Genomic DNA, 23,435 nt, shown 5'->3' with positions numbered 1-23,435 from the left:
ACGAGTTACGCGAAGAGGCGCTGCAGACGCTGCACGCCCTCCAGCAGCTGCTCGTCGCCCAGCGCGTACGAGAGGCGCAGGTAACCGGACGGGCCGAACGCCTCACCGGGCACGACGGCGACCTCGGCCTGATCCAGGATCAGATCCGCGAGCTCCAGCGAAGTCGTCGGGGTCACGCCTCCCCACGTGCGGCCGAGCAGACCCTGCACGTCCGGATACACGTAGAAAGCGCCGAGCGGGTTCGGCACCCGCACGCCGTCGATCTTCGACAGTTCGGCCACGATCAGGCGGCGACGGCGGTCGAACGCCTCGCGGAACTGCTCAGACTCGGTCTGCGGCCCGGTGAGCGCGGCGATCGCTCCGCGCTGGGCGACGTTGTTCACGTTGCTGCTCAGATGCGACTGCAGGTTGCCGGCGACCTTGATGGCGTCGGAGGGGCCGACCATCCACCCCACGCGCCAGCCGGTCATCGCATAGGTCTTCGCGACGCCGTTGACGAGGATCGTCTGCCCCGCGGCATCCGGAACCGCCTCCACGATCGACGTCGCCTTGACGCCCTCGTAGGTGAGGTTCTGATAGATCTCGTCGGAGATGATCCAGATGCCGTGCTCGACGGCCCATTCGCCGATCGCCTTCGTCTCCTCTGCGGTGTACACGGCGCCGGTGGGGTTCGACGGGGAGACGAACACGAGCGCCGTTGTGCGCTCCGTGCGTGCGGCCTCGAGCTGTTCGACGGTGACCTTGTAATCCTGGTCCGCGCCGGCGAAGACCTCGACCGGGATGCCGTCGGCGAGAGCGATCGCCTCGGGGTATGTGGTCCAGTAGGGGGCGGGCAGCAGGACCTCATCGCCCGGATTGACGACGGTCTGGAACGCCTGATAGACGGACTGCTTGCCGCCGTTCGTGACGATCACCTGACTCGGTGAGACTTCGAGGCCCGAATCGCGCAGCGTCTTGGCGGCGATGGCCTCGCGCAGTGCCGGCAGGCCAGCCGCAGGGGTGTATCGGTAGTTCGCCGGGTCGGCGAGTGCCTCGGCGGCAGCATCCACCACGAACTGCGGGGTGGCGAAATCGGGCTCGCCCGCCGCATACGAGATGACCGGCTTGCCCTCTGCTTTCAGTGCCTTGGCCTTGGCATCCACCTTGAGTGTGGCGGACTCGGCGATCGCGGACAGTTTGCGGGAGAGGGGAGCGCGTTCGGTCACACCTCAGATCGTACTCGGATGCGTCCACCGGCGTCAGAGCCGCCCTCTCTCTTCTGAGATCGCGATCTCAGAAGACGGACAGGAACACCATCAGCAAGGGTGGCGTGACGAACATGACGACGAGCGCGGCGATGCACGCGACGGCGGAGCAGAGGGCGACCACGGCGGCCATCATGGGGAGCCGTCTCGGGAGCTGATCGACGGATGGCGACCCTTTCGCCGCCTCGGGCATCGTGCCGACGACGAGCACTGCCGCCCCCGCGGCGACCGGGGTCCACAACAGCGAGTGCGCGATGAGGCCGGCGAGCGGGGTCAGCCCGATCGTCCCATCGGTGAGGAACGTCGAGGGGTGCTCGAGGAAGAGTACGAGGTTCGCGACGAGGACCACCGCGCAGGCGCCGCTGATCACGAGGGATGCGATGCGCCGTATTCGCGCTTCGATGCGGCGCCGAGCGGTAAGGGGCGACATGACCGTGAGCGTAACGATCATGCCGGCGGCGTCGCTCACGTTATCCACAGGCATCGGACGCTCACTCCTGGATGTGGGACTCAGTGTCAGCTAGGATGAATCGGAGTTTCTCACGTCAGGAGTCGTCGATGACCGCCAACATCCCCTACGTCCCGCCCGTCGCGGACTATGCCTTCCTCTATGGTGAGGCGTTCGGCCGCGACATCGTCGCCACGGCATCGGACGGCGCACTCACGGCCGAAGACGCGGCCCTGATCATCGCCGGCGCCGGTGAGTTCGCCGCAGAGGTCCTCGCCCCGCTCGATGCCAGCGGTGACAGTACCGGCGCCCAGCTGCGAGACGGCCGGGTGCACCTGCCCGACGGCTTCGCCGAGGCGTACCAGGCGCTCGTCGAGGCGGGCTGGGTCACCGCGACCGCGCCCGCATCCGCCGGCGGCGACGGGCTCCCCGCGTCCGTCGGAGCAGGCCTCGGTGAGATCTGGAACGCCTCGAACGCGGCGTTCGCGCTGTGCTGGATGCTGAGCTCGGGTGCCATCCACGCGCTCGATGCCGCGGCATCCGAAGAGCTCCGCGAAACCTACCTGACCAAGCTCGTCAGCGGCGAGTGGACCGGCACCATGAACCTCACCGAACCGGATGCCGGCACCGACCTCGGCGCGATCCGTACGACGGCGACGGCGAGGGACGACGGCTCATGGTCGATCAGCGGCCAGAAGATCTTCATCACCTGGGGTGACCACGACGTCGCGGAGAACATCGTGCATCTCGTGCTCGCTCGAACTCCGGGTGCGCCGGAAGGCGCCAAGGGGCTTTCGCTGTTCGTCGCTCCCCGCACTCTCGTGAACGCCGACGGGTCGCTGGGAGAGCGCAACCGGGTCGAGACCGTCGCGATCGAGCACAAGCTCGGCATCCACGCCAGCCCGACCTGCGTACTCTCGTATGAAGACGCCACCGGCTACCTCGTGGGAGAGCTGCACGGCGGGCTCGCCAGCATGTTCGTGATGATGAACTCCGCCCGCGTCGGAATGGGCCATCAGGCCACCGGCATCTCCGACCGCGCCCACCAGGGTGCCGCGTCATACGGGGCAGGCCGGCTGCAGGGGCGTGTGCTCGACCGGCCGGCAGGCGCATCGATCGCCGAGCATCCCGACGTGCGCCGCATCCTCGGCTCTATGTCGAGCCAGGTGTTCGCCATGCGTGCCCTTTCGGTGTTCGTCGGCGACCTGTTCGACCGTTCCGACAACGGCGAAGACGTGCTTCGCCTGGCCGAACTGTTCGTCCCGATTCTCAAAGGATGGGCGAGCGAGGAGGCGCTTCGGGTGACGTCCGACGGCATCCAGGTCTACGGCGGAATGGGCTTCATCGAGGAGACCGGCGCCGCGCAGCACTACCGCGATGCCCGCATCGTCCCGATCTACGAGGGCACCACAGCAGCCCAGGCGAACGACCTCATCGGACGTAAGGTGCTGCGTGACCGGGGCGCGACGGTGGCCGAGCTGTTCTCCGAGATCGAGCAGACTACCGCGGTGCTGAAGGATGCACCGCTCGCGGAGCGCCTCAGCCGTGCTCTGGATGCGGCGCGCCGCGCGACCGATGCGGTGCTCGGGTTCGCAGACTCCCCGCGCGATGCGTATGCCGTCGGAGTTCCGTATCTCATGCTGCTCGGCACCCTGGCAGGCGGATGGATGCACGCGCTCGTGGTCGTCGCCGTCGCCGCTCACGAGACGCCGACGGAGACGGATGCCGCGCGGCTCACGGACGCCGGTTTCTACGCTGCCCACCACCTGCCGCGCGTGCACGCGCTCGCCGAGACGGTGGTCGCGGGCGAGATCGTCTGAGTACGACGAAGGGTCGGATGCCGCAGCATCCGACCCTTCGTGTGCCCGCAGTCAGTCCGTCTCGACCAGGAACTTCGAGTAGGCAGAGGTGGTGAGGAACGCGGGGAACTCCGCGCCCAGAGACACCTCGCGGAACAGCTCGGCGGCGTCGTCGAAACGGTCGCCTGCGGAGCGGGTGGCCTGGGCCAGCACCTCGGTGATCAGACCCTCGATGTACTCCGGGGTGATCCGGGTGCCGTCCTCGGTGGAGCGATCCTGGTGGATCCACTGCCACACCTGCGAACGCGAGATCTCCGCCGTCGCGGCATCCTCCATCAGGTTGTCGATCGCGACGGCGCCGAGCCCGCGCAGCCACGCCTCGATGTAGCGGATCGCCACTGAGACGTTATCGCGCACACCCTTGCTCGTGATCGGGCGCCCGATGCGCAGATCCAACAGATCCTCGGCGCGTACGCTCACGTCGTCACGCTGACGTTCGAGCTGGTTCGCGCGTCCGTCGAGCACCGCGTCGAACTCGGCCTGCGCAGTCGGGATCAGGTCCGGGTGCGCGACCCATGTGCCGTCGAAGCCGTCAGCGGCCTCGCGCTTCTTGTCGGCGGCGACCTTCTCGAGCGCCGTGGCCGTCGCCTCGGGGTCGCGGCGGTTCGGGATCGATGCGCTCATCCCGCCGATCGCGAAGGCACTGCGCTTGTGGCACGTCTTCACGAGCAACTCGGTGTAGGCGCGCATGAACGGCACCGTCATCGTGACCTCGCTGCGATCCGGCAACACGAAGCGTGCGCCGCGACCGCGGTAGTTCTTGATGATCGAGAAGATGTAGTCCCAGCGTCCGGCGTTGAGCCCTGCGCAGTGATCGCGCAGCTCGAACAGGATCTCCTCCATCTCGAACGCCGCAGGCAGCGTCTCGATGAGCACGGTCGCGCGGATCGTGCCGTGCTCGATTCCGATGTAGTCCTCGCTGAAGGTGAACACGTCGTCCCACAGCTTGGCCTCTTCGCTGGACTCCAGCTTGGCGATGTAGAAGTACGGGCCGCGGCCGGAATCGATCAGCGCCTTCGCGTTGTGCAGGAAGTACAGTCCGAAGTCGACCAAGGACGCGGATGCCGCCATGCTGCGCCCCGTGCGGTCGATGAACGTCAGGTGCTTCTCGGTGAGGTGCCAGCCGCGCGGTCGCATCACGATCGTCGGCGTCCGCTCGGCGGTGACCTGGTAAGTCTTGCCCGCCTCATTGGTGAAACTCAGCTCGCCGCGGATGGCGTCGCGCAGCGACAGCTGACCGCCGATCACGTTCGCCCAGGTAGGGCTCGTGGCATCCTCCTGGTCGGCCAGCCACACCTTCGCACCGGAGTTCAGCGCGTTGATCGTCATCTTCGCGTCGGTCGGTCCGGTGATCTCCACCCGACGGTCTTCGAGCCCTGGGCCTGCCCCGGCGACGCGCCAGTCCGCATCGTCACGGATATGGCGGGTGTCATCGCGGAAACGCGGGTCGTGGCCGTTGCCGATCTCGAAGCGGCGACGCATGCGATCGGCGAGCCGATCGTGTCGCCGGTTCGCGAAGCGGTGGTGCAGCTCGCTGAGGAACGCGATCGCCTCTGGTGTGAGGATCTCGTCGAACCGGTCGCGCAGCGGTCCGGTGACGTGCAGGGCAGGGCCCTGCTGAACGGTCTGGGTCGGAGCGGTGGTCGGTGGGGCGGTGGGAGTGGTCATGGCGATCTCCTTACAAGTCAGTGCAGCGCACGAGTCAATGGAACTGGGCGGCTTCGGTGGAGCCTGCGAGGGCGAGCGTGGCGCTTTCGGGGTTGAGCGCCGTGGAGATGACGTCGAAGTAGCCGGTGCCCGCCTCGCGCTGGTGCTTGGTGGCGGTGTAGCCGTCTGCCTCTGCGGCGAACTCGGCTTCCTGCAGCTCGACGTACGCGCTCATGGCGCGATCGGCGTAGCCGCGGGCGAGATCGAACATCGAGTAGTTCAGAGCGTGGAAGCCGGCCAGCGTGATGAACTGGAACTTGTACCCGAGGCTTGCGAGCTCCTGCTGGAACGTCGCGATCTCGGCATCCGACAGCTTGCTCTTCCAGTTGAAGCTCGGCGAGCAGTTGTAGGCGAGGAGCTTGCCGGGGAACTCGGCGTGCACTGCCGTGGCGAACTCACGGGCGAGCTCGATGTCCGGTTCGCCGGTCTCGACCCAGATCAGGTCGGCGTACGGTGCGAACGCGAGTCCGCGACTGATCACCGAGTCGATGCCGGGGCGGATGCGATAGAACCCCTCGCTGGTGCGCTCGCCGGTCGTGAACACCTGATCGCGCTCGTCGACGTCGCTGGTGAGCAGGTCGGCGGCGAGAGCATCCGTACGAGCGATGATGACCGTCGGGACGCCGGCGACATCAGCCGCGAGACGCGCCGCGTTCAGGGTGCGGATGTGCTGCTGAGTGGGCACGAGCACCTTGCCGCCGAGATGGCCGCACTTCTTCTCACTGGCCAGCTGGTCCTCCCAGTGGATGCCGGCGGCGCCCGACTGGATGAGCGACGACGCCAGCTCGTATGCATTGAGCGGACCGCCGAAGCCGGCTTCGGCATCCGCGACGATCGGGGCCAGCCAGTCCTGCGTGGTGTCGCCCTCGGCGTGCTCGAGCTGGTCCTGGCGGATCAACGCGTTGTTGATGCGGCGGACGACCGCCGGGACGGAGTTCGCGGGGTAGAGCGACTGGTCCGGGTAGGTCTGGCCGGCGAGGTTGCCGTCGGCGGCGACCTGCCAGCCGGAGAGGTAGATCGCCTTCAGACCAGCACGCACCTGCTGTACCGCCTGGCCACCGGTGTAGGCGCCGAGAGCGCGCACGTAGTCCTCGGTGTGCAGGAGGTTCCAGAGGTTCTCCGCACCGCGGTGCGCGAGTGTGGATTCTTCACGGACCGAGCCGCGGATCCGGATGACGTCCTCTGCCGTGTATGTGCGCTCGACGCCGTCCCAGCGGGGGTCGGTGTCCCAGATCTCCTGAAGCTCGGCCGCGGTCTGCGTCTGGTCTCCGGCTCGCAGACCGGCGGGGCGAGGTGCGATGTTCGTCATGGCGTCTCCTTCGTTGGATGTCCCGGTCGCTGACACCGGGTGCTTGACACCACTCTGAGTGAAGTTTCGCCCCTGGACTGAACAATTCAGGTGTGAAGATTGGCTGAATTTCTGCAAACGTGACACAATCGCCCGGATGAGCACCGTTGACGCCGCAGAAGACACCGACGCCTTGACGATCGGCCGCCGCATCCGACAACTCCGCACAGCGCGGGGGATGACGCTCGAAGACCTCGCGACGGCCGTCGAGCGTGCACCCAGTCAGCTCTCCATGATCGAGACGGGCAAGCGCGAGCCGAAGCTCACGCTGCTGCAGGCGATCGGCCGGGCACTCGGCACGGGCATCGAGGCTCTGCTCGAGGGCGAGCCGCTCGATGAGCGCAGTGCGGTAGAGGTCGCGCTCGAGCGCGCGATGAAGGGACAGACGTTCCAAGCGCTCGGCATCGATCCGTTCCGCATCGCCAAGAGCGTTCCGACGGATGCGCTGAAGGCGATGCTCGCCCTGCACGGCGAGATCGATCGCCTCAAGGATGAGCGTGCGGCGACTCCCGAGGAAGCACGCCGGGCCAACGTCGAGCTTCGCCATCTCATGCGAAGGCAGGACAACCATTTCGCAGACCTCGAGGCGAAGGCATCCGAGATCCTCGAGGCGGTCGGCCATCCCGGCGGTCCGCTGACTCAGCGCACAGCATCCGAGATCGCCGCTTATCTCGGTTTCACGCTGCACTACGCGCCCGACCTGCCGCAGACCACGCGCAGCGTCGCCGATCTCGCGAACGGCCGGCTGTACCTCTCGAGCAGCGTGCCGGCGAAGGGCGACGCCCGCACTGCGGTGCTGCAGGCTCTGTCGAGCCGGATGCTGGGGCACTCCGAGCCGCGCAGTTACGCGGAGTTCCTGCGGCAGCGGGTCGAGACGAACTACCTCACCGGCGCGTTGCTCATTCCTGAAGCGCACGTCGTGCCGGCTCTGAAGGCGGCGAAGGATCGTCGGGCGATCTCGATCGAAGATCTACGCGATGCGTACTCGGTGTCCTACGAGACCGCGGCGCACCGCTTCACGAATCTCGCCACGCGTCACCTCGACATTCCGGTGCACTTCCTGAAAGTGCACGAGTCGGGCACGATCACGAAGGCGTATGAGAACGACGACGTGAACTTCCCGACAGATCGGCTCGGCGCGATCGAGGGGCAGATGTGCTGCCGCCGGTGGACGAGCCGGGTCGTGTTCGACGAGGACGACCGCTTCAACCCGTACTACCAGTACACCGACACGGGCAATGGAACTTACTGGTGCACAGCGCGAGTGGAGGCATCCAGCGAGGGGCTGCACTCGGTCAGCGTCGGCGTGCGCTTCGACGACACGAAGTGGTTCGTCGGGCGGGACACTCCCCACCGCGGCGTCTCGAAGCACTCGGTCGAGGCGTGCTGCCGACGTGCACCCGCCGACCTGGAGGAGCGCTGGCGCGAGCAGTCATGGCCGAACGTCAAGACCCCGCGCACACTGCTCGCGACGCTGCCGACGGGGTCGTTCCCTGGTGTGGACACCACGGACGTGTACGAGTTCCTCGAGGCGCACGCCCCGCGCTAACCTTGCGGAGACGTGACTTCGGGAGGGGTGCCATGTCTGACACTGCTGCGGTCTCGGAGGACTCGCGCATCTGGAAGGACGAATTCCGGTCGCTCCTCAGCGGCGTGAATCTCGTCGTGCTGATCCCCGCGATCGCGGCCGGCGTATGGGGCGTCTTCGATTCGATGACGGATGCCGACGGTGATCGCTTCTGGGGAAACTTCACCGTCGCGGCTCCCGGCATCTACGCCGGCTGGTGCATGCTCGAAGTCGCGTGGAAGCGGCTCGCCTCTGTGGCGACGGTGCTCGTGCGCCTCGTCTCATCGTGCATCGTCGCACCCGCGTTCGTAGCTCTGCCGGTGGCGGTCATTCAGGCGATCGCCGTCGCCTTTCCCAGTGCGCGGCAGGCGATCGCCGATGCCGAGGCGGCGAACAGCGGCTTTCACTACTGGTGGAGCGAGGGGGTGGCCTCCCAGCTGTTCCTGGTGCCGCTGAGCGGCTACGTCATCGGCATGTGCGTCCCGCTCGGAGTCGCGCTGATCGTCACGTTGCCCGTCATCTCGATCAGGGCGCCGCACATCGCCGGCGCCGGATCTCATCTCGAGAAGGTAGCGACGGGGCAGCGCGACTCGACCACGGCGTACGTGTTCTGCGGCCTCGGGGCCACGGTCCTCGGCATCATCCTCTGGGTGTTCGGCGAAGGCGGAAGCATCGCGGAGTTCCCCGACGACCTCGGCCGCTTCATGCAGGCGATGTCGAACGGCTACTTCTATTGGGATGACGCAATGTGGCTGCTCGGCGTCGTCTTCGTCGTCGTCGGTGTGGCGCTGATGGGCTGGGGGTGCGTCCGTGTGCTGTTCGCGCGCGGCCGCACCGCGCGCGGCTGAGGTGTCAGTCGCGCGCCGTCTGCAGTGCAGCCCAGAGCTCGGCGCGGGCGGGGAACGAGCTCAGATCGAGGTTCAGCATCCCCGCCGCGTGCGCGATCCTCGATCGCAGGGTGTGGCGGTGGATTCCGAGCGCGGCGGCCGCCTGCTCGTAGCGCGCGTCGTGCTCGAGCCAGACCCGCAGCGAGTGCTCCAGTTCGGCGTGCGCCCGGATCGGCGCGAGCCGCGACTCGGCGACCAGCCGAGCCTCATCAGTCGCGAAAGCGGTGAGGATGCTGGCCGCCACGGTGTCGACGTAGCGCACGGCGCCCGGATCGCTGTGCCTGAGGGCGACGACAGCCTGGGCGTGCGCCCTCGAGAAAGCCCCGTACCCCTCCGGTTCAGAGATCCCGAGACGGATGCCGAATCGACGCGCCACTTCATCGAACAGGCCCTCGTCCTCTGCTGACACGCATATCGTCAGCCCGTCGTCCGACGACGCGGCGAATACCGCTGTCCCGTGCTCGGCCTGTCTGCGATCCCACCACTCGGCGATCGCATCCGCCGGAGCATCGGCATCCGCGACGGCGACGACCACCGGGGGTGCCGGCAGCGAGCCGAGCACGTGACGGGCGAGCGTCGGATCGTCGAGGAGCAGCGAGGCGAGCACCTGTGAACGCAGCCGCCGGCGACCGCGTTCGAGCTGGTCGTTCTGCTCCAGAGCGAGTCCGGCCATCGCTATCACCGATGTCACTACCGCGCGCGCCTCCGGATCGAGCGAGGCTGTACCGACGGCGATCACACCACGCAGATGACCGCTGCGGCCCAGGGTGAAGAGCGTGAACGATTCCGCACCGAGCGTCAGCGACTGTCCGGCCTGACCGCCCCTTGCGATCAGCTCCGTGGCGCGGGCGGAGAGGTCGGCGACATCGTGAGCGGGTAGCCGACCGTGCGGATGCTCGTGCACGAGCGCTCCGGTCGCATCGAACATCCCCACCCACTGCTCCAGTCGGCGCGCCAGCTCGGACAGCGTGGATTCCAGGCCCCGAGGCCTCAGCGCAGCGCGCGCGAGCGCCCGCTGCGTCTCCAGCGCCCACGTGCGCCTGGCATACGCCTGCGCCGCGATCGCCTCTGAGTGCGCGCGGGCGACGGCGATGAAGGGCGTGTCGTACGGCACCTCGAAAAGGGGGATGCCCGCGGCGGCGCACGCGCCGACCAGCTGATCCGGGATGCCGGAGATCTTCTCGCCGGGACCGAAGCCGATGCCGGTGCCGAACCCGAGCCCGACGATGCCTCGGGCGGCGAGGCGACCGATGTACGCGTCGATGCCGGTGTCATCCTTGTCGGCGAGCTGCGACCCGGTAGTGAGCAGGGCGAGGTCATCCGCGAGGAACGGTGTCGGATCGGTGAGATCGGAGGAATGCACCCAGCGCAGCGGCCGATCGAGTGCGCCTTCACGCAATGCGTCTTCGCCGGAGACGAGTCGCAAGCCCAGATCAGGGCGTCGCAGCAGCGCGCGCAGCGTCGGCTGATCCATGAGCTTCTCCGTTGTACGAGTGGGTGAACTGTCACTCGGAATTGTACAGATGGGCGAGTGCGGAGAGGTGTCGCGGCGGCATACGCTCACGAACATGGCACTTCTCGATGCAGCGACCGAAGAACGAATCCAGGGCGGCCCCGGTCTCCCGCAGCAGCGGCGACTCATCACGGAGCTCCCCGGACCCCGGTCGGCGGCGATCCTCGCCCGCAAGGCCGAAGCGGTTCCGGCCGGCGTCGGACACACCGTTCCGGTCGCCGCCGTGGCCGCCGGCGGCGGCGTCGTGGTGGATGCCGACGGTAACTCGCTCATCGACCTCGGCAGCGGCATCGCCGTGACCACGGTCGGCAACGTGCATCCGAAGATCGCCGCCGCCGTCGCGGCACAGGCGGCGCAGTTCACCCACACCTGCTTCATGATCTCGCCGTACGAGTCGTACATCGAGGTCGCAGAGGCGCTCAACCGGCTCACCCCCGGCGACTTCGCCAAGAAGAGCGCGCTGTTCAACTCCGGAGCAGAAGCCGTCGAGAACGCGATCAAGATCGCCCGCAAGCACACCGGCCGCTCGGCTGTCGTCGCCTTCGACCACGGCTATCACGGCCGCACCAACCTCACGATGGCGCTCACGGCCAAGTCGATGCCCTACAAGAGCGGCTTCGGTCCGTTCGCCCCCGAGGTGTACCGCGCGCCGATGTCGTACCCGTTCCGCGACGGGCTCACCGGACCGGATGCCGCCGCCCGCGCGATCTCGCAGATCGAGAAGCAGATCGGCGCCGACAACCTCGCCGCCATCATCATCGAGCCCATCCAGGGCGAGGGCGGCTTCATCGTTCCCGCAGAAGGGTTCCTGCCCGCACTCGCCGACTGGTGCCGAGCGAACGGCGTCGTCTTCATCGCGGACGAAGTCCAGACCGGCTTCGCCCGCACCGGGCACATGTTCGCCAGCGAGATCTTCGGCGTCGTCCCCGACCTCATCACCACCGCCAAGGGGATCGCCGGCGGTCTTCCGCTCGCAGCAGTCACCGGCCGGGCCGAGATCATGGACGCCTCGCACTCAGGAGGACTCGGCGGCACCTACGGCGGCAACCCGATCGCGTGCGCCGCGGCACTCGCCGCGATCGACGTCTTCGAGAACGACGGCGTGATCGAACGGGCTCAGCAGATCGGATCGATCCTCACCGCGCGACTGCGCGCTCTGCAGGCGCAGGATCCGCGAATCGGCGACGTGCGCGGTCACGGCGCGATGATCGCCGCCGAGTTCGTCGACCCGGAGACGAACGCCCCGGATACCGCACTCACCGCCGCCGTCGCGAAGGCGGCCATCGCGCAAGGCGTCATCGTGCTCACGTGCGGAACATACGGCAACGTCATCCGCTTCCTCCCGCCCCTCTCCATCGGCGACGATCTGCTGGGCGAGGGCCTCGACGTCGTCGCGGAGGCGCTCGCCGCCGCATAGAACGTCCGGTCGCGATCCGTATCGGGGGATTTCGGGTCGCGACCGGCGCTTGTCACACAGTCCGTATCAACGACGAAGGAGAAGCTGTTGACTGAGATCACACGGGACGTGCTCATCGTGGGAGCCGGAGCGGCCGGACTCACTGCCGCCAACGACCTGCGCAAGGCGGGTCTCTCCGTCGCCGTGCTCGAGGCGCGTGATCGCGTCGGCGGGCGGCTGTGGACCGACGTCATCGACGGCGCGATGCTCGAGATCGGCGGCCAGTGGGTCTCGCCCGATCAGGATGCGCTGAAGGAGGCGATCGAGGACCTCGGCCTCTCCACGTACAGTCGATACCGCGAGGGGGAGAGCGTCTACATCGGGCCGTCGGGCGAGCTCACCCGCTTCACCGGCGACATCTTCCCCGTCGCACCCGAGACCGAGAAGATCATGGTCGAGCTGATCGAGAAGCTCGACCAGATGGTCGCAGGCATCGACCCGGATCGTCCGTGGGCGCACCCCGATGCGGAGGCGCTCGACGAGATCTCGTTCGAACAGTGGCTCGCCGTGCAGACCGATGATCAGGAAGCGCGCGACAACATCGCCCTCTTCATCGCCGGCGCCATGCTCACCAAGCCCGCCCACGCCTTCTCCACTCTGCAGGCGCTGCTGATGGCAGCATCCGCCGGCAGTTTCTCGAACCTCGTCGATGCGGACTTCATCCTCGACGAACGCATCATCGGGGGACTCCAGCAGGTGCCGCTGCTGCTCGCCGAGCGTCTCGGCGACGACGTGCTGCTGAATCAGCCGGTTCGGACGCTGAAATGGGGCGACGCCGGGGTGACGGCAACGACGGACGAGGTGACGGTCAGGGCGCGCTTCGCGATCCTCGCCCACGCGCCGGTGCTCTACAACCGCATCTCGTTCATTCCGCCGATGCCGCGCAGACAGCACCAGCTACACCAGCACCTCTCGATGGGGTTCGTCATCAAGGTGCACGCCGTCTACGATCGCCCGTTCTGGCGCGAGCAGGGTCTCAGCGGTACCGCGTTCAGCCCGTACGAGGTCGCCCACGAGGCATACGACAACACCAACCACGGCGATGAGCGCGGCACGCTCGTCGGGTTCGTCTCGGACACGCACGCCGACGGCGTCTTCGAGCTCAGCGCCGAAAAGCGCAAGGAGCGCATCCTCGAGTCCCTCTCGCACTACTACGGACCCGAGACGAAGAACCCGGTCGTGTACTACGAGAGCGACTGGGGGAGTGAGGAATGGACGCGCGGTGCATACGCCGCCAGCTTCGACCTCGGCGGCCTGCACCGCTACGGCAAGGATCTCCGCACTCCCGTCGGCCCGATCCACTTCGCGTGCAGCGATCTCGCCGGGGCCGGATATCAGCACGTCGACGGCGCCATCCGGATGGGGCACCTGGTCGCCGCTGACATCGTGGAAGCGAGCCGCTCATGAGCGGGGCGATCGTCGTCGGGTACACCGCGACGGATGCCGGAGCCGATGCCGCGGCTCTGGGTGCGTTCCTGGCTCGGAGCCTCGGTGCTCGTCTGCATCTGGTCATCGTGCTGCCTTCCGAGGGGACGCGCAGCGCGGTCGTTCCGCCCGAGCGCGCCTACGAAGACGTCATCCGCGCACAGGGCAAGAGATGGCTCGCCGAGGCCATGGCGCACCTCCCGCAGGAGATCACTCGCAGCGGACACGTCCGCCTAGGAGAATCCTTCGCCGAGGGGCTGATCGCCGCTGGCGAGGAGTTCGGTGCCAGGTTGATCGTCGTCGGCGCCGCAGAAGGAACGGGCTTCGGCCGGCACCGCCTCGGAGGTGTCGCATCCGCGCTCGTGCACTCCTCGCCGATCCCGGTCGCCCTCGCTCCGGCGGGAACCGCGCAGCAGGCCGGTGGCGTCGTTCCGCGGATCACTGCAGCGCTCGGGACGCGCGCCGGCGCCGATGTCCTGCTCGATGAGGCCGTCGCGATGACGACCGACAGCGGCACGTCGTTGCGACTCGTGTCGCTGGTGCCGTTCGACGTTCCGCCAGGACTCGACACCGGCGCGATCCGCGTCGCAGGCGGAGATCATGCCGACGACGTGCTGGCCGCCGCGAAGGCTGCTCTGCCGCAGAACGTCGAAGTTTCGGCCGAGCAGGCACCGGGAGACAGCGTCGAGGATGCCGTGGCGCACCTGTCCTGGCTGCCGGGTGAGGTGATCCTCGTCGGCTCGAGCCGTCTCGCGCAGCCGCGCAGGCTCTTCCTCGGGTCCACCGCGGCGAAGATGCTGCGCGCGCTTCCCGTTCCCATGATCGTCGTGCCACGCACCCGCACGGGTGCCAAGGTCGAAGGAGACCTCGCATGAGCACCACACCTCCCACCACCGCCTCAGCGCCCGAGCCCGCACCCGTCACCGGAGGGCTCTCGCAGAAGGGGCTGAGCGCCGGGACCGTCGGCCTGATCGGCGCCGTCGTAATCGGCATCTCTTGCATCGCGCCGGCCTATACACTCACCGCGGCACTCGGCCCGACGGTGTCCGAGGTCGGATTCCAGGTCCCGGCCATCATCCTGATCGGCTTCATACCCATGCTCCTGGTCGCCTTCGGCTACCGCGAGCTCAACCGTTCGATGCCGGACTCCGGCACGTCGTTCACCTGGGCCGCGCGCGCATTCGGACCGTGGGTGGGATGGATGGCGGGCTGGGGACTGATCGCGGCGACCATCCTGGTGCTCTCGAATCTCGCCGGCATCGCGGTGGAGTTCCTGTTCCTGCTGATAGATCAGATCGCAGGGAGTCCAGGCTCGATCGCCGAACTCGCGTTCAACCCGTTCATCAACGTCGTCGTCTGCCTGCTGTTCATGCTCGGAGCCACGCTCGTGTCCTACCGCGACATGCAGACCACGCAGAAGCTGCAGTGCTACCTCGTCGGCTTCCAGATGCTCGTGCTGCTGATCTTCTCGATCACCGCGTTCGTGCAGGTCGCGCAGGGCAACGCCTTCGATGCGAGTCCGGTCGAGCTGAGCTGGTTCAACCCGTTCGCGGTCGGATCCGTCGGCGCGATCGTCGCCGGTCTCTCGCTGTCGATTTTCATCTTCTGGGGGTGGGATGTCACGCTCACGATGAATGAGGAGACGAAGAACCCCGAGAAGACGCCAGGACGGGCAGCGACCCTCACCGTCATCACCATCGTCGTCCTCTACCTGCTGCTGTCGATCGCTCTGCTGTCCTTCGCCGGCATCGGCACCGGCGCACTGGGACTCGGCAACGAAGACATCCAGAGCAACGTGTTCTTCTACCTGTCAGGTCCCATCCTCGGACCTCTGGCGTTCCTGGTGTCGCTCGCCGTGCTCACGAGTTCGGCGTCGTCGCTGCAGTCGACGTTCGTCTCCCCGGCGCGCACCCTGCTCGCGATGGGGCACTACGGCGCCCTGCCTTCGCAGTTCGCGAGGGTCAGCCCTCGGTTCTTCACGCCCGGCTACGCGACGATCATCGCCGCTGTCGTTGCGTCCGCCTTCTACGCCGTCATGCGCTTCATCAGCGAGGACGTGCTGTGGGACACCATCACCGCCCTGGGCATGATGATCTGCTTCTACTACGGCATCACCGCGTTCGCCTGCGTCTGGTACTTCCGCAAGCAGTGGTTCGACTCGGCGCGCACGTTCTTCTTCACGCTGCTGTTCCCACTGGTGGGCGGCATCATCCTGGCCGCGCTGTTCGTGATGACGCTGGTCGACAGCATGAACCCCGACTACGGCAGCGGATCCAACATCGCAGGTGTCGGTCTGGTATTCATCCTCGGCGTCACCGTGATCGTCCTCGGCATCATCATCATGATCTGGCAGGCGATCAAGCGGCCGGCCTTTTTCCGAGGCGAGACGCTGGCCATGGACGCCCCGTCCAGCCTGCGCCGCCGCTGACGCCCTTCATCCCCGCACAGAAAGAGAGCACGATGACAACTGCACCTGATGAGAAAGCCCTTCTGGACCGCGTTCCCTCTGGACTCTTCATCGGCGGTCAGTGGGTGGATGCAGACGGTGGGCGCACGTTCGATGTGCGCGACCCCGCGACGGGCGTCGTGATCCACTCCATCGCCGATGCGACGCCGGAAGACGGCATCCGTGCCCTCGACGCCGCCGTCGAGGCGCAGGAATCCTGGGCCTCGACTCCCGCGCGCACGCGCAGCGACATCCTTCGCCGAGCCTTCGATCTCGTGCAGGAGCACAAGGAAGACCTGGCGCTGCTGATGACCCTCGAGATGGGCAAGCCTCTCGCAGAGTCGCGCGGCGAGGTCGTGTACGGCGGCGAGTTCCTGCGGTGGTTCAGCGAAGAAGCCGTTCGCATCTCCGGCCGGTACGGTTCGAACCCCGAGGGCACCGGACGAATGGTCGTCTCGCAGCGTCCGGTCGGGCCCTCGTTCTTCATCACGCCGTGGAACTTCCCGTTCGCGATGGCGACGCGCAAGATCGCGCCGGCGCTGGCCGCAGGTTGCACCGTGGTGATCAAGCCGCCGGCGCTCACACCCCTGACGACGATGTTCTTCGTCACGCTGCTGGAGGAGGCAGGACTCCCCGCCGGCGTCGTGAACGTCGTCCAGACATCGTCCTCGTCCAAGCTCTCGGCGCCCATCATCGCCGATCCCCGGCTGCGCAAGCTGTCGTTCACCGGATCGACCGAGGTCGGTCGCAAGCTCATCGCGCAGGCCGCAGAGGGTGTGCTGCGCGTGTCGATGGAGCTCGGCGGCAACGCCCCGTTCGTCGTCTTCGATGACGCCGACCTCGACAAGGCGGTCGACGGCGCCATGATGGCGAAGTTCCGCAACATCGGGCAGGCGTGCACAGCGGCGAACCGCTTCATCGTGCACGCGGACGTGGCCGAGGAGTTCGCCCGTCGCGTGACGGAACGCGTCCGGGCGATGAAGATCGGACGCGGAACCGAGGACGGCGTAACGATCGGGCCGCTCATCGACGCGGATGCCGTGTCGAAGGCCGGCGAACTCGTCGACGACGCGGTGGGTCGCGGTGCGAAGCTGCTCGCCGGCGGGCACGCGATCGACGGAGACGGCACGTTCTTCGAGCCGACCGTGATCACCGAGGTGGCAGCGGGCAGCGACATCCTCCGAGAGGAGATCTTCGGACCCGTGCTCGCGATCGCCACGTTCACCGACGAGACCGAGGGTGTGCGCCTCGCGAACGACACCGAGTACGGGCTCGTGTCGTACGTCTTCACCGAGGATCTCGCCAGAGGGCACCGGATGATCGACGCGCTCGAGACCGGCATGATGGGCCTCAACGTGGGCGTCGTCTCGAACGCCGCAGCCCCGTTCGGCGGTGTCAAGCAATCCGGCATCGGCCGGGAGGGCGGACTCGAGGGCATCCACGAGTACCTGTCCACGAAGTACACGCTGATCCCGAACTGAGAGGACCGATCATGACCGACTACGCCGTCGTCAACCCCGCCACGGGTGAGACGCTCAGCACATATGACACCTTCACGGACGCGCAGATCGATCAGGCGATCACCGCAGCGGCCGAAGCGCACAGGGGATGGTCGCGCTCCTCGACGGTCGCCGAGCGGGCGGCGCTGATCCGGCGTGCCGCAGAGTTGCACAGGGAGCGCCGCGAGGAGCTCGCCGACATCTTCGTGCGTGAGATGGGAAAGCCCCGTGAAGCCGCACTCGGCGAGGTCGACTTCGCGGCCGACATCGCGGAGTACTACGCGGATCAGGCGGAGTCGATCATGGCGGACCAGCCCATCGCGATCCTGGGGGAGGGATCGGCGATCATCCGCCGCGAGTCGCTGGGGCCGCTGCTGGGCATCATGCCGTGGAACTTCCCCGCGTACCAGATCGTGAGGTTCGCAGCCCCAAACCTCATCGTCGGCAACACGATCCTTCTCAAACCGGCGCCCCAGTGCCCCGAGTCGTCGAGCGCGATCGCCGAGATCTATCGCGAGGCGGGGTTCCCGGCCGGTGCGTACCAGAACGTGCTCGCCACGAACGAGCAGATCGCCGACATCATCGCCGATCCGCGTGTGCAGGGTGTCTCGCTCACCGGCTCCGAGCGCGCAGGCGCTGCGGTCGCGGAGATCGCAGGACGCAACCTCAAGAAGGTCGCGCTGGAGCTCGGGGGATCCGACCCCTTCATCGTGCTGTCCACTGACGACATGGACGCCACGGTGCAGGCCGGTGTCGACGCGCGTCTGGACAACAACGGCCAGGCCTGCAACGGTGCGAAGCGCTTCATCATCGTGGACGACCTGTACGACGAGTTCGTGGAGAAGTTCGTGGCGCGCATGTCGATCGTGCCGGCGACCGATCCGATGCAGGACGACACCGTGCTCGGCCCGCTCGCGTCGCTCGCGGCGGCGGAGCATCTTCAGGAGCAGGTGGACGGTGCGGTGGAGCAGGGCGCGACGCTGCTCACGGGCGGGACCAGAGACGGTGCCTTCTTCGCCCCGACCGTGCTCGCGGACGTGACGCCGGAGATGGCCGTCTATCGGGAGGAGCTCTTCGGCCCGGCCGCCGTCGTGTATCGCGTGTCGGACGAGGAAGCGGCGGTGGAACGTGCGAACGACACCACCTATGGGCTCGGCTCCTACCTCTTCACCACCGATCCCGAGCAGGCAGAGCGGGTCGCGGATCGGATCGAGGCGGGCATGGTCTATGTGAACCTCGTGCTCGCCGACAGCCCGGAACTGCCGTTCGGCGGCGTCAAGCGCAGCGGTACCTCGCGGGAGCTCGGTCACCTGGCCGCCGACGAATTCGTGAACAAGAAGCTCATCCGCACCGCCTGACCAACGGAGGTCGTCGAAGCGCGCGCCGCGCTACCGTTGAACGCATGAAGGTCGAACGAGTCTCCCGTACGCAATCCGTCGTGGACGGGCTGCTCGACGAGATCATCGCTGGGCGGCTCGTCGCGGGCGAGACGCTTCCTGCCGAGGCCGATCTGGCGACGCTGCTCGGCGTCTCGCGGCTCACACTGCGTGAGGGGGTACGGCTGCTGCAGGCGCAGGGTGTCATCGTCCCGGTGCCGGGCAGTCGGCACCGGATCGCCCCCGTCGAAGAATGGACCGGCCTCGAGGCCGTGGTGCGACTCGCCCGCAGCGGAGGGGCGCGGCGACGGTCATCGCTTGATCTGATCGACATGCGTGTGATGTTCGAGACCGGCGCGGCCGAGCTCGCCGCCCCGCGCTGCACAGACGAGCACATCGCGCAGCTCGAGTCGATGCTCGCGCTGATGCGAGCGGCGCATGACAATGGCGACGTCCCCGGATTCGTGGATGCCGATCTCACCTTCCACGATGTGATCTTCGCGGCGGCGGACAACCGCATCCTCGTCGCGTCCGTGCGCCCGCTCACCACGATGCTGCAGGACTCGCGCACCGAGACGAGCTCGGTGCGCGACATCCGCGAGCACGCGATCGCCGAGCATGCCGCAGTGCTCGAGGCGATGCGCACTCGTTCTGCGGATGCCGCGAGAGAGGCGATGGCGAGTCACATGCGCCAGACCCGCGACGATCTGCTGCACTACGTGCTGGGCGAGTAGAACCGACGATTTTGCAGAGCGTTGAACAGGGCGTACCCTCGTTATCTGATATCGGATAACGGATCCGAACAACCGGCACGCACCTCGCAAAACACCCCTGAACGAAGGAGTTCCTGTGCACATCGATGCGCTCCTCGCCCCTCTGCCGGCACCGGTCGCCATCGACGCCGCCGAGGTTCGCGCGGCTCTCGACCCGCGTGGAGTGCTCGTGGTGCTGGACGACGATCCCACCGGAACGCAGTCCGTCTCGGGTCTTCCGGTGCTCACACGCTGGGAGCACGAAGACCTCGCCGGGGCATTCGCGACCGGGGCGCCGGCCGTCTACGTGCTGACGAACACCCGGTCGCTCGACGAGGACGCCGCCGCTGCGCGCAATCGCGAGGTCGTCGCGGTGGCGCTGGTCGCGGCATCCGAGGCGGATCGTCGGGTGACGTTCGTCTCGCGGAGCGATTCAACGCTCCGCGGACATTTCCCGCTCGAGACCGATGTGCTCACCCAGGAGATCGTCGCGCACGGCGGGGCGGCTCCCGAGCTCGTCCTGATCGTCCCCGCCTTCCCCGATGCCGGTCGCATCACCGTCGACTCGGTGCACTACTGGGTCACGGACGCCGAGGCGACACCTGTGGGCGAGACGCCGTTCGCACAAGACGCCACGTTCGGGTTCGCCTCGTCCGATCTGCGCGACTGGGTCGCCGAGAAGACAGGAGGGCGCGTCGCGGCCGACGACGTGGCTGCGCTCACGATCGACATCATCCGCTCGGGCGTCGATGCCGTGGCATCCTTCCTCCACCGTGTGCCCACCGGCTCGGTCGTCGTGGTCGACGTCGTGGACGAGACCGACATGCGCGTGGTCGCACTGGCACTTCACCGCATGCGCGATCGCGAGGTGCTGCTGCGTGTCGGCCCGCCGTACGTACGTGCGCACATCGGGCAGGACATCGCCGAGCCCGTCGCCGCAGCCGACATCCCCTTCGCCTACGACCGAGGCGGACTCGTCGTCGTCGGCAGTCACGTGCCGCTCACGACGCAGCAGCTCGCCGAGCTTCGCCGGCAGCGACCGGACACCGTCACGATCGAACTCGACGTGCGTCAGCTGATCGACGATCGCCGCGAGGCGCATCTCGACGCCCAGGCGGATGCCGTCGCAGCGGCGCTCGCGACCGGTTCGGTCATCGTGCACACCACGCGCGAGCTCGTCACCGGCGCAGACGGCGATGAGAGCCTCGACATCGCGCGGAAGGTCTCCAGCGGAGTCGTCGAGCTGGTGCGCCGTGTGCTCGCGATCGCGCCGCCCCGGTTCGTGATCGCGAAGGGCGGCATCACCTCGAGCGACGTCGCGAGTGAGGCGCTCGAGATCCGCCGTGCCACTGTGCTCGGGCCGATGCTTCCCGGCATCGTCTCACTGTGGCAGCCCGAGACCGGCCCCGCAGTCGGCATCCCCTACATCGTCTTCGCCGGCAACGTCGGCGACACGGATTCGCTGGCCCGCGTCGTCGCGACGCTCGCCGACGCCAACTGAAAGGAACAGAGATGATGAAAGGAACAGAGATGACCTCCGCTGTCGCCGTCATCGGCCTGGGAGCCATGGGCCTCCCGATGGCCACCCGACTCGCCGAACGCTTCGAGGTTCGCGGCTTCGACATCGCCGCAGAGCGCGTCGCGCTGGGCGCCGGGAAGGGTGTCACGCCGGCAGGCTCCGCCGCGGATGCCGTCGCCGATGCGCAGGCCGTCCTCGTGGCGGTACGCACCGGAGCACAGCTGAACGACCTGCTATTCGGCGAGACCGGACTCGCATCGCACCTGGCTGACGGAGCCGTCGTCATCCTCACCAGCACGGTCGGCACAGACGGCATCGCCGACATCGCCGCACGACTCGCCGAGCACGGCGCTCAGCTCGTGGACGCCCCGCTGTCGGGAGGACCGGTGCGCGCCGGCGAGGGCGACCTGCTGATCGTCGTCGGAGCGACACCGGCGGCGCTCGAGGTCGCACGGCCCGTGCTCGACCAACTCGCCTCCACGCTGTCGATCGTGGGGGACAAGCCCGGCGACGGCCAAGCGCTGAAGACCGTGAACCAGCTGCTGTGCGGTGTGCACATCGCCGCCGCGGCAGAGGCGCTCGCGCTCGCCGACTCCCTCGGCCTCGACCGCGAGAAGACCCTTGAGGCGCTCACTGCGGGCGCCGCGAACTCCTTCATGCTCGGCAACCGCGGTCCGCGCGCGCTGCAGGCATACGACGAGGACGGCGCCGAGGTGCTCAGCCGCCTGGACATCTTCGTCAAGGACATGGGCATCGTCGGCGATGCGGCCCGCGCCGCGCACCTGTCGACTCCGGTCGCGAACGCCGCCGAGCAGCTGTTCCTGCTCGGCGAGGCCCAGGGCCTCGGCGCACACGACGACTCCGCGGTGATCCGCGTGATCGCCCCTGAACGACGTTCCTGAACACATCCCCATCCCGGCGCCGCACGCGCCACCAGAACTGAAAGAAGAGATCCAGTGACGCTCCCTCTTCCCGCGCTGATCGCGATCGGAATCGCAGGCCTCGCCCTGTTGCTCCTCCTGATCATCCGCTTCAAGATGCAGGCCTTCTACGCCCTGATCCTCGTCTCGATCGTCGTCGGCCTCGCCGCCGGCCTTCCGATGACGAACATCACGGCGGACGACGGCACCGTCGAACGGCTCGGCATCATCCAGGCGATCATCGCCGGTGTCGGCGGAACCCTCGGTTCCGTCGCAGTGCTCGTCGCTCTCGGCTCGATGCTCGGCAAGATCATCGAGCTCTCCGGTGGCGCAGAGTCGCTCGCCGGCCGGTTCACCAAGTGGCTCGGTCCGAAGCGGGTGGGCATCGCTCTTGTGATCGCCGCGGCCATCCTCGCGATACCGGTGTTCTTCGACGCAGGATTCATCATCCTCGTGCCGATCATCTTCGCATTCTCGAAGGTGGCAGGGCTCAACCCGATCAAGTTCGGCCTCCCGGTCGCCGGCATCATGCTCGCGGTGCACGTCGCCGTTCCGCCGCATCCCGGCATCGTCGGCGGCGCGACGATCCTCGGCGCCGACATCGGCTGGGTCACGATCTTCGCGCTGCTGGTGTCGATTCCACTGGCGGCCCTGGCGTTCTGGGTCGGCAAGCTGATCAACCGCCGCGAGTTCGCGATGATCGAGGCGACCAAGGAGATGTTCGACAGCTTCGGCAACGACCAGCCCTCCGCGAACGCGGGGCTGCGCGATGGCGAGAAGGCTCCCAGCGCCTTCACGGTGCTCGGACTCATCCTGCTGCCCCTCGTGCTCATCATGCTCGGCACGGCCGTCGCCCCGATGTTCGACGCCGGCAGCTTCTGGAACAGCTTCCTGTCGATGATCGGCCAGCCGATCTTCGCGCTCATGGCCGCGATCGCGGCGGCGATGTTCTTCCTCGGCGTACGTCGCGGATGGTCGGCGTCCAAGCTCGGCGAGGTCATGGAGTCGGCGCTGCCCGCCGCGGCCGTCATCATCCTCGTCACCGGTGCCGGTGGGGCCTTCGGCAAGATCCTCACCGAGACCGGCATCGGCGGAGCCGTCGCCGCAGTTCTCGCCGGGTCCGGCATGCCGCTGCTGCTCGCCGCGTTCCTCATCTCGCTCATCATGCGCGCCGCGCAGGGCTCGGCCACGGTCGCCATCACGACGACGGCCGGCCTGCTGCTGCCGTCGGTCGCCGTGCTCGGCCTCGACACGATCCACGTCGCGCTCGTCGCCGTCGCGATCGGATATGGTGCCCTGGGTCTCAGTCACGTCAACGACTCCGGGTTCTGGGTCGTCACGCGCTACCTCGGTCTGTCGGTGAAGGATGGCCTGCGCACCTGGACACCGCTGACCACCGTCCTTGGTGTCGCCGGGTTCCTGCTCACCTCGATCCTGTACGCCGCGATCCCGATCAGCTGACGATGATC

The 23,435-nt window shown here is 67.5% G+C and carries 17 protein-coding genes and 1 pseudogene; 13 read left to right on the top strand and 5 right to left on the bottom strand.

Features of this window, described 5'->3' with window-relative positions; translation table 11 throughout:
* Positions 1-5 precede the first annotated feature (5 nt).
* Both HDC95_RS05450 and HDC95_RS05445 read right to left on the bottom strand, forming a co-directional pair.
* Positions 6-1,205 (bottom strand): pyridoxal phosphate-dependent aminotransferase, encoded by a 1,200-nt coding sequence (locus tag HDC95_RS05450; protein ID WP_259062265.1) that lies wholly within the window; start codon positions 1,203-1,205, stop codon positions 6-8.
* A gap of 67 nt (positions 1,206-1,272) precedes the next feature.
* Entirely contained in the window at positions 1,273-1,674 is a 402-nt protein-coding gene (locus HDC95_RS05445) for a hypothetical protein (protein ID WP_259062264.1), read from the bottom strand.
* Positions 1,675-1,802: 128 nt separating this feature from the next.
* Here HDC95_RS05445 and HDC95_RS05440 point away from each other — a divergent pair, with 128 nt between their 5' ends.
* Entirely contained in the window at positions 1,803-3,512 is a 1,710-nt protein-coding gene (locus HDC95_RS05440) for an acyl-CoA dehydrogenase (RefSeq protein ID WP_259062263.1), read from the top strand.
* A 51-nt stretch (positions 3,513-3,563) separates the two neighbouring features.
* On the opposite strand, the gene aceB is transcribed toward HDC95_RS05440, so the two are convergent.
* Entirely contained in the window at positions 3,564-5,219 is a 1,656-nt protein-coding gene (gene aceB / locus HDC95_RS05435) for a malate synthase A (protein WP_259062262.1), read from the bottom strand.
* 34 nt (positions 5,220-5,253) lie between these two features.
* Entirely contained in the window at positions 5,254-6,567 is a 1,314-nt protein-coding gene (aceA, locus tag HDC95_RS05430; protein ID WP_259062261.1) for an isocitrate lyase, read from the bottom strand.
* Between the two features lie 136 nt (positions 6,568-6,703).
* Here aceA and HDC95_RS05425 point away from each other — a divergent pair, with 136 nt between their 5' ends.
* Entirely contained in the window at positions 6,704-8,155 is a 1,452-nt protein-coding gene (locus HDC95_RS05425; protein WP_259062260.1) for a helix-turn-helix domain-containing protein, read from the top strand.
* Positions 8,156-8,187: 32 nt separating this feature from the next.
* Positions 8,188-9,021, top strand: a complete 834-nt coding sequence (locus tag HDC95_RS05420) for a hypothetical protein (protein WP_259062259.1) — start codon at positions 8,188-8,190, stop codon at positions 9,019-9,021.
* A 4-nt stretch (positions 9,022-9,025) separates the two neighbouring features.
* On the opposite strand, the gene HDC95_RS05415 is transcribed toward HDC95_RS05420, so the two are convergent.
* The gene (locus tag HDC95_RS05415; protein WP_259062258.1) at positions 9,026-10,534 is read right to left on the bottom strand and encodes a PucR family transcriptional regulator; all 1,509 of its coding nucleotides are present in this window, start codon (positions 10,532-10,534) and stop codon (positions 9,026-9,028) included.
* 94 nt (positions 10,535-10,628) lie between these two features.
* On the opposite strand from HDC95_RS05415, the gene gabT reads away from it, so the two are divergent.
* The 10 genes and pseudogenes from gabT to HDC95_RS05365 all read left to right on the top strand — a co-directional run bounded on the left by gabT (position 10,629) and on the right by HDC95_RS05365 (position 23,427).
* On the top strand, positions 10,629-11,990 hold the full coding sequence (gene gabT, locus HDC95_RS05410) for a 4-aminobutyrate--2-oxoglutarate transaminase (RefSeq protein ID WP_259062257.1): 1,362 nt from the start codon (positions 10,629-10,631) through the stop codon (positions 11,988-11,990).
* A 78-nt stretch (positions 11,991-12,068) separates the two neighbouring features.
* Positions 12,069-13,436, top strand: a pseudogene (locus tag HDC95_RS05405) (flavin monoamine oxidase family protein); the annotation flags it as partial.
* The gene (locus tag HDC95_RS05400; protein WP_259062256.1) at positions 13,433-14,329 is read left to right on the top strand and encodes a universal stress protein; all 897 of its coding nucleotides are present in this window, start codon (positions 13,433-13,435) and stop codon (positions 14,327-14,329) included. The pseudogene HDC95_RS05405 and the gene HDC95_RS05400, both read left to right, overlap by 4 nt.
* Positions 14,326-15,882, top strand: coding sequence for an APC family permease (locus HDC95_RS05395; RefSeq protein WP_259062255.1), 1,557 nt, complete (start codon positions 14,326-14,328; stop codon positions 15,880-15,882). The genes HDC95_RS05400 and HDC95_RS05395 overlap by 4 nt, the downstream gene beginning before the upstream one ends.
* Positions 15,883-15,914: 32 nt before the next feature.
* Positions 15,915-17,381, top strand: coding sequence for an NAD-dependent succinate-semialdehyde dehydrogenase (locus HDC95_RS05390; protein WP_259062253.1), 1,467 nt, complete (start codon positions 15,915-15,917; stop codon positions 17,379-17,381).
* 11 nt (positions 17,382-17,392) lie between these two features.
* A complete protein-coding gene (locus tag HDC95_RS05385; RefSeq protein WP_259062252.1) occupies positions 17,393-18,757 on the top strand; it encodes an NAD-dependent succinate-semialdehyde dehydrogenase in 1,365 nt (454 codons plus the stop codon).
* A gap of 44 nt (positions 18,758-18,801) precedes the next feature.
* Positions 18,802-19,509, top strand: a complete 708-nt coding sequence (locus HDC95_RS05380; protein WP_259062251.1) for a FadR/GntR family transcriptional regulator — start codon at positions 18,802-18,804, stop codon at positions 19,507-19,509.
* Positions 19,510-19,624: 115 nt separating this feature from the next.
* On the top strand, positions 19,625-21,028 hold the full coding sequence (locus tag HDC95_RS05375; RefSeq protein ID WP_259062250.1) for a four-carbon acid sugar kinase family protein: 1,404 nt from the start codon (positions 19,625-19,627) through the stop codon (positions 21,026-21,028).
* Between the two features lie 29 nt (positions 21,029-21,057).
* Positions 21,058-21,948 carry an NAD(P)-dependent oxidoreductase gene (locus tag HDC95_RS05370; RefSeq protein WP_259062249.1) on the top strand — a complete coding sequence of 297 codons (891 nt, stop codon included), beginning with the start codon at positions 21,058-21,060 and terminating at the stop codon, positions 21,946-21,948.
* Between the two features lie 54 nt (positions 21,949-22,002).
* The gene (locus HDC95_RS05365) at positions 22,003-23,427 is read left to right on the top strand and encodes a GntP family transporter (protein WP_259062248.1); all 1,425 of its coding nucleotides are present in this window, start codon (positions 22,003-22,005) and stop codon (positions 23,425-23,427) included.
* Positions 23,428-23,435: the final 8 nt, after the last annotated feature.

Source organism: Microbacterium sp. AK031 (assembly GCF_024807145.1).
Classification (GTDB): Bacteria; Actinomycetota; Actinomycetes; order Actinomycetales; family Microbacteriaceae; genus Microbacterium.
The sequence above is the reverse complement of the archived record's forward strand: the minus strand, read 5'-3'. Positions and strand labels throughout refer to the sequence as shown.

Excerpts from the sequence above, each read along its gene's own strand:
- HDC95_RS05380 (WP_259062251.1), top strand. The coding sequence starts at position 18,802 with ATGAAGGTCGAACGAGTCTCCCGTACGCAATCCGTCGTGGACGGGCTG.
- HDC95_RS05395 (WP_259062255.1), top strand. The coding sequence starts at position 14,326 with ATGAGCACCACACCTCCCACCACCGCCTCAGCGCCCGAGCCCGCACCC.
- HDC95_RS05415 (WP_259062258.1), bottom strand. The coding sequence starts at position 10,534 with ATGGATCAGCCGACGCTGCGCGCGCTGCTGCGACGCCCTGATCTGGGC.
- HDC95_RS05390 (WP_259062253.1), top strand. The coding sequence starts at position 15,915 with ATGACAACTGCACCTGATGAGAAAGCCCTTCTGGACCGCGTTCCCTCT.
- aceA (WP_259062261.1), bottom strand. The coding sequence starts at position 6,567 with ATGACGAACATCGCACCTCGCCCCGCCGGTCTGCGAGCCGGAGACCAG.
- HDC95_RS05425 (WP_259062260.1), top strand. The coding sequence starts at position 6,704 with ATGAGCACCGTTGACGCCGCAGAAGACACCGACGCCTTGACGATCGGC.
- HDC95_RS05385 (WP_259062252.1), top strand. The coding sequence starts at position 17,393 with ATGACCGACTACGCCGTCGTCAACCCCGCCACGGGTGAGACGCTCAGC.
- HDC95_RS05420 (WP_259062259.1), top strand. The coding sequence starts at position 8,188 with ATGTCTGACACTGCTGCGGTCTCGGAGGACTCGCGCATCTGGAAGGAC.
- gabT (WP_259062257.1), top strand. The coding sequence starts at position 10,629 with ATGGCACTTCTCGATGCAGCGACCGAAGAACGAATCCAGGGCGGCCCC.
- HDC95_RS05370 (WP_259062249.1), top strand. The coding sequence starts at position 21,058 with ATGACCTCCGCTGTCGCCGTCATCGGCCTGGGAGCCATGGGCCTCCCG.
- HDC95_RS05400 (WP_259062256.1), top strand. The coding sequence starts at position 13,433 with ATGAGCGGGGCGATCGTCGTCGGGTACACCGCGACGGATGCCGGAGCC.
- aceB (WP_259062262.1), bottom strand. The coding sequence starts at position 5,219 with ATGACCACTCCCACCGCCCCACCGACCACCGCTCCGACCCAGACCGTT.
- HDC95_RS05445 (WP_259062264.1), bottom strand. The coding sequence starts at position 1,674 with ATGTCGCCCCTTACCGCTCGGCGCCGCATCGAAGCGCGAATACGGCGC.
- HDC95_RS05440 (WP_259062263.1), top strand. The coding sequence starts at position 1,803 with ATGACCGCCAACATCCCCTACGTCCCGCCCGTCGCGGACTATGCCTTC.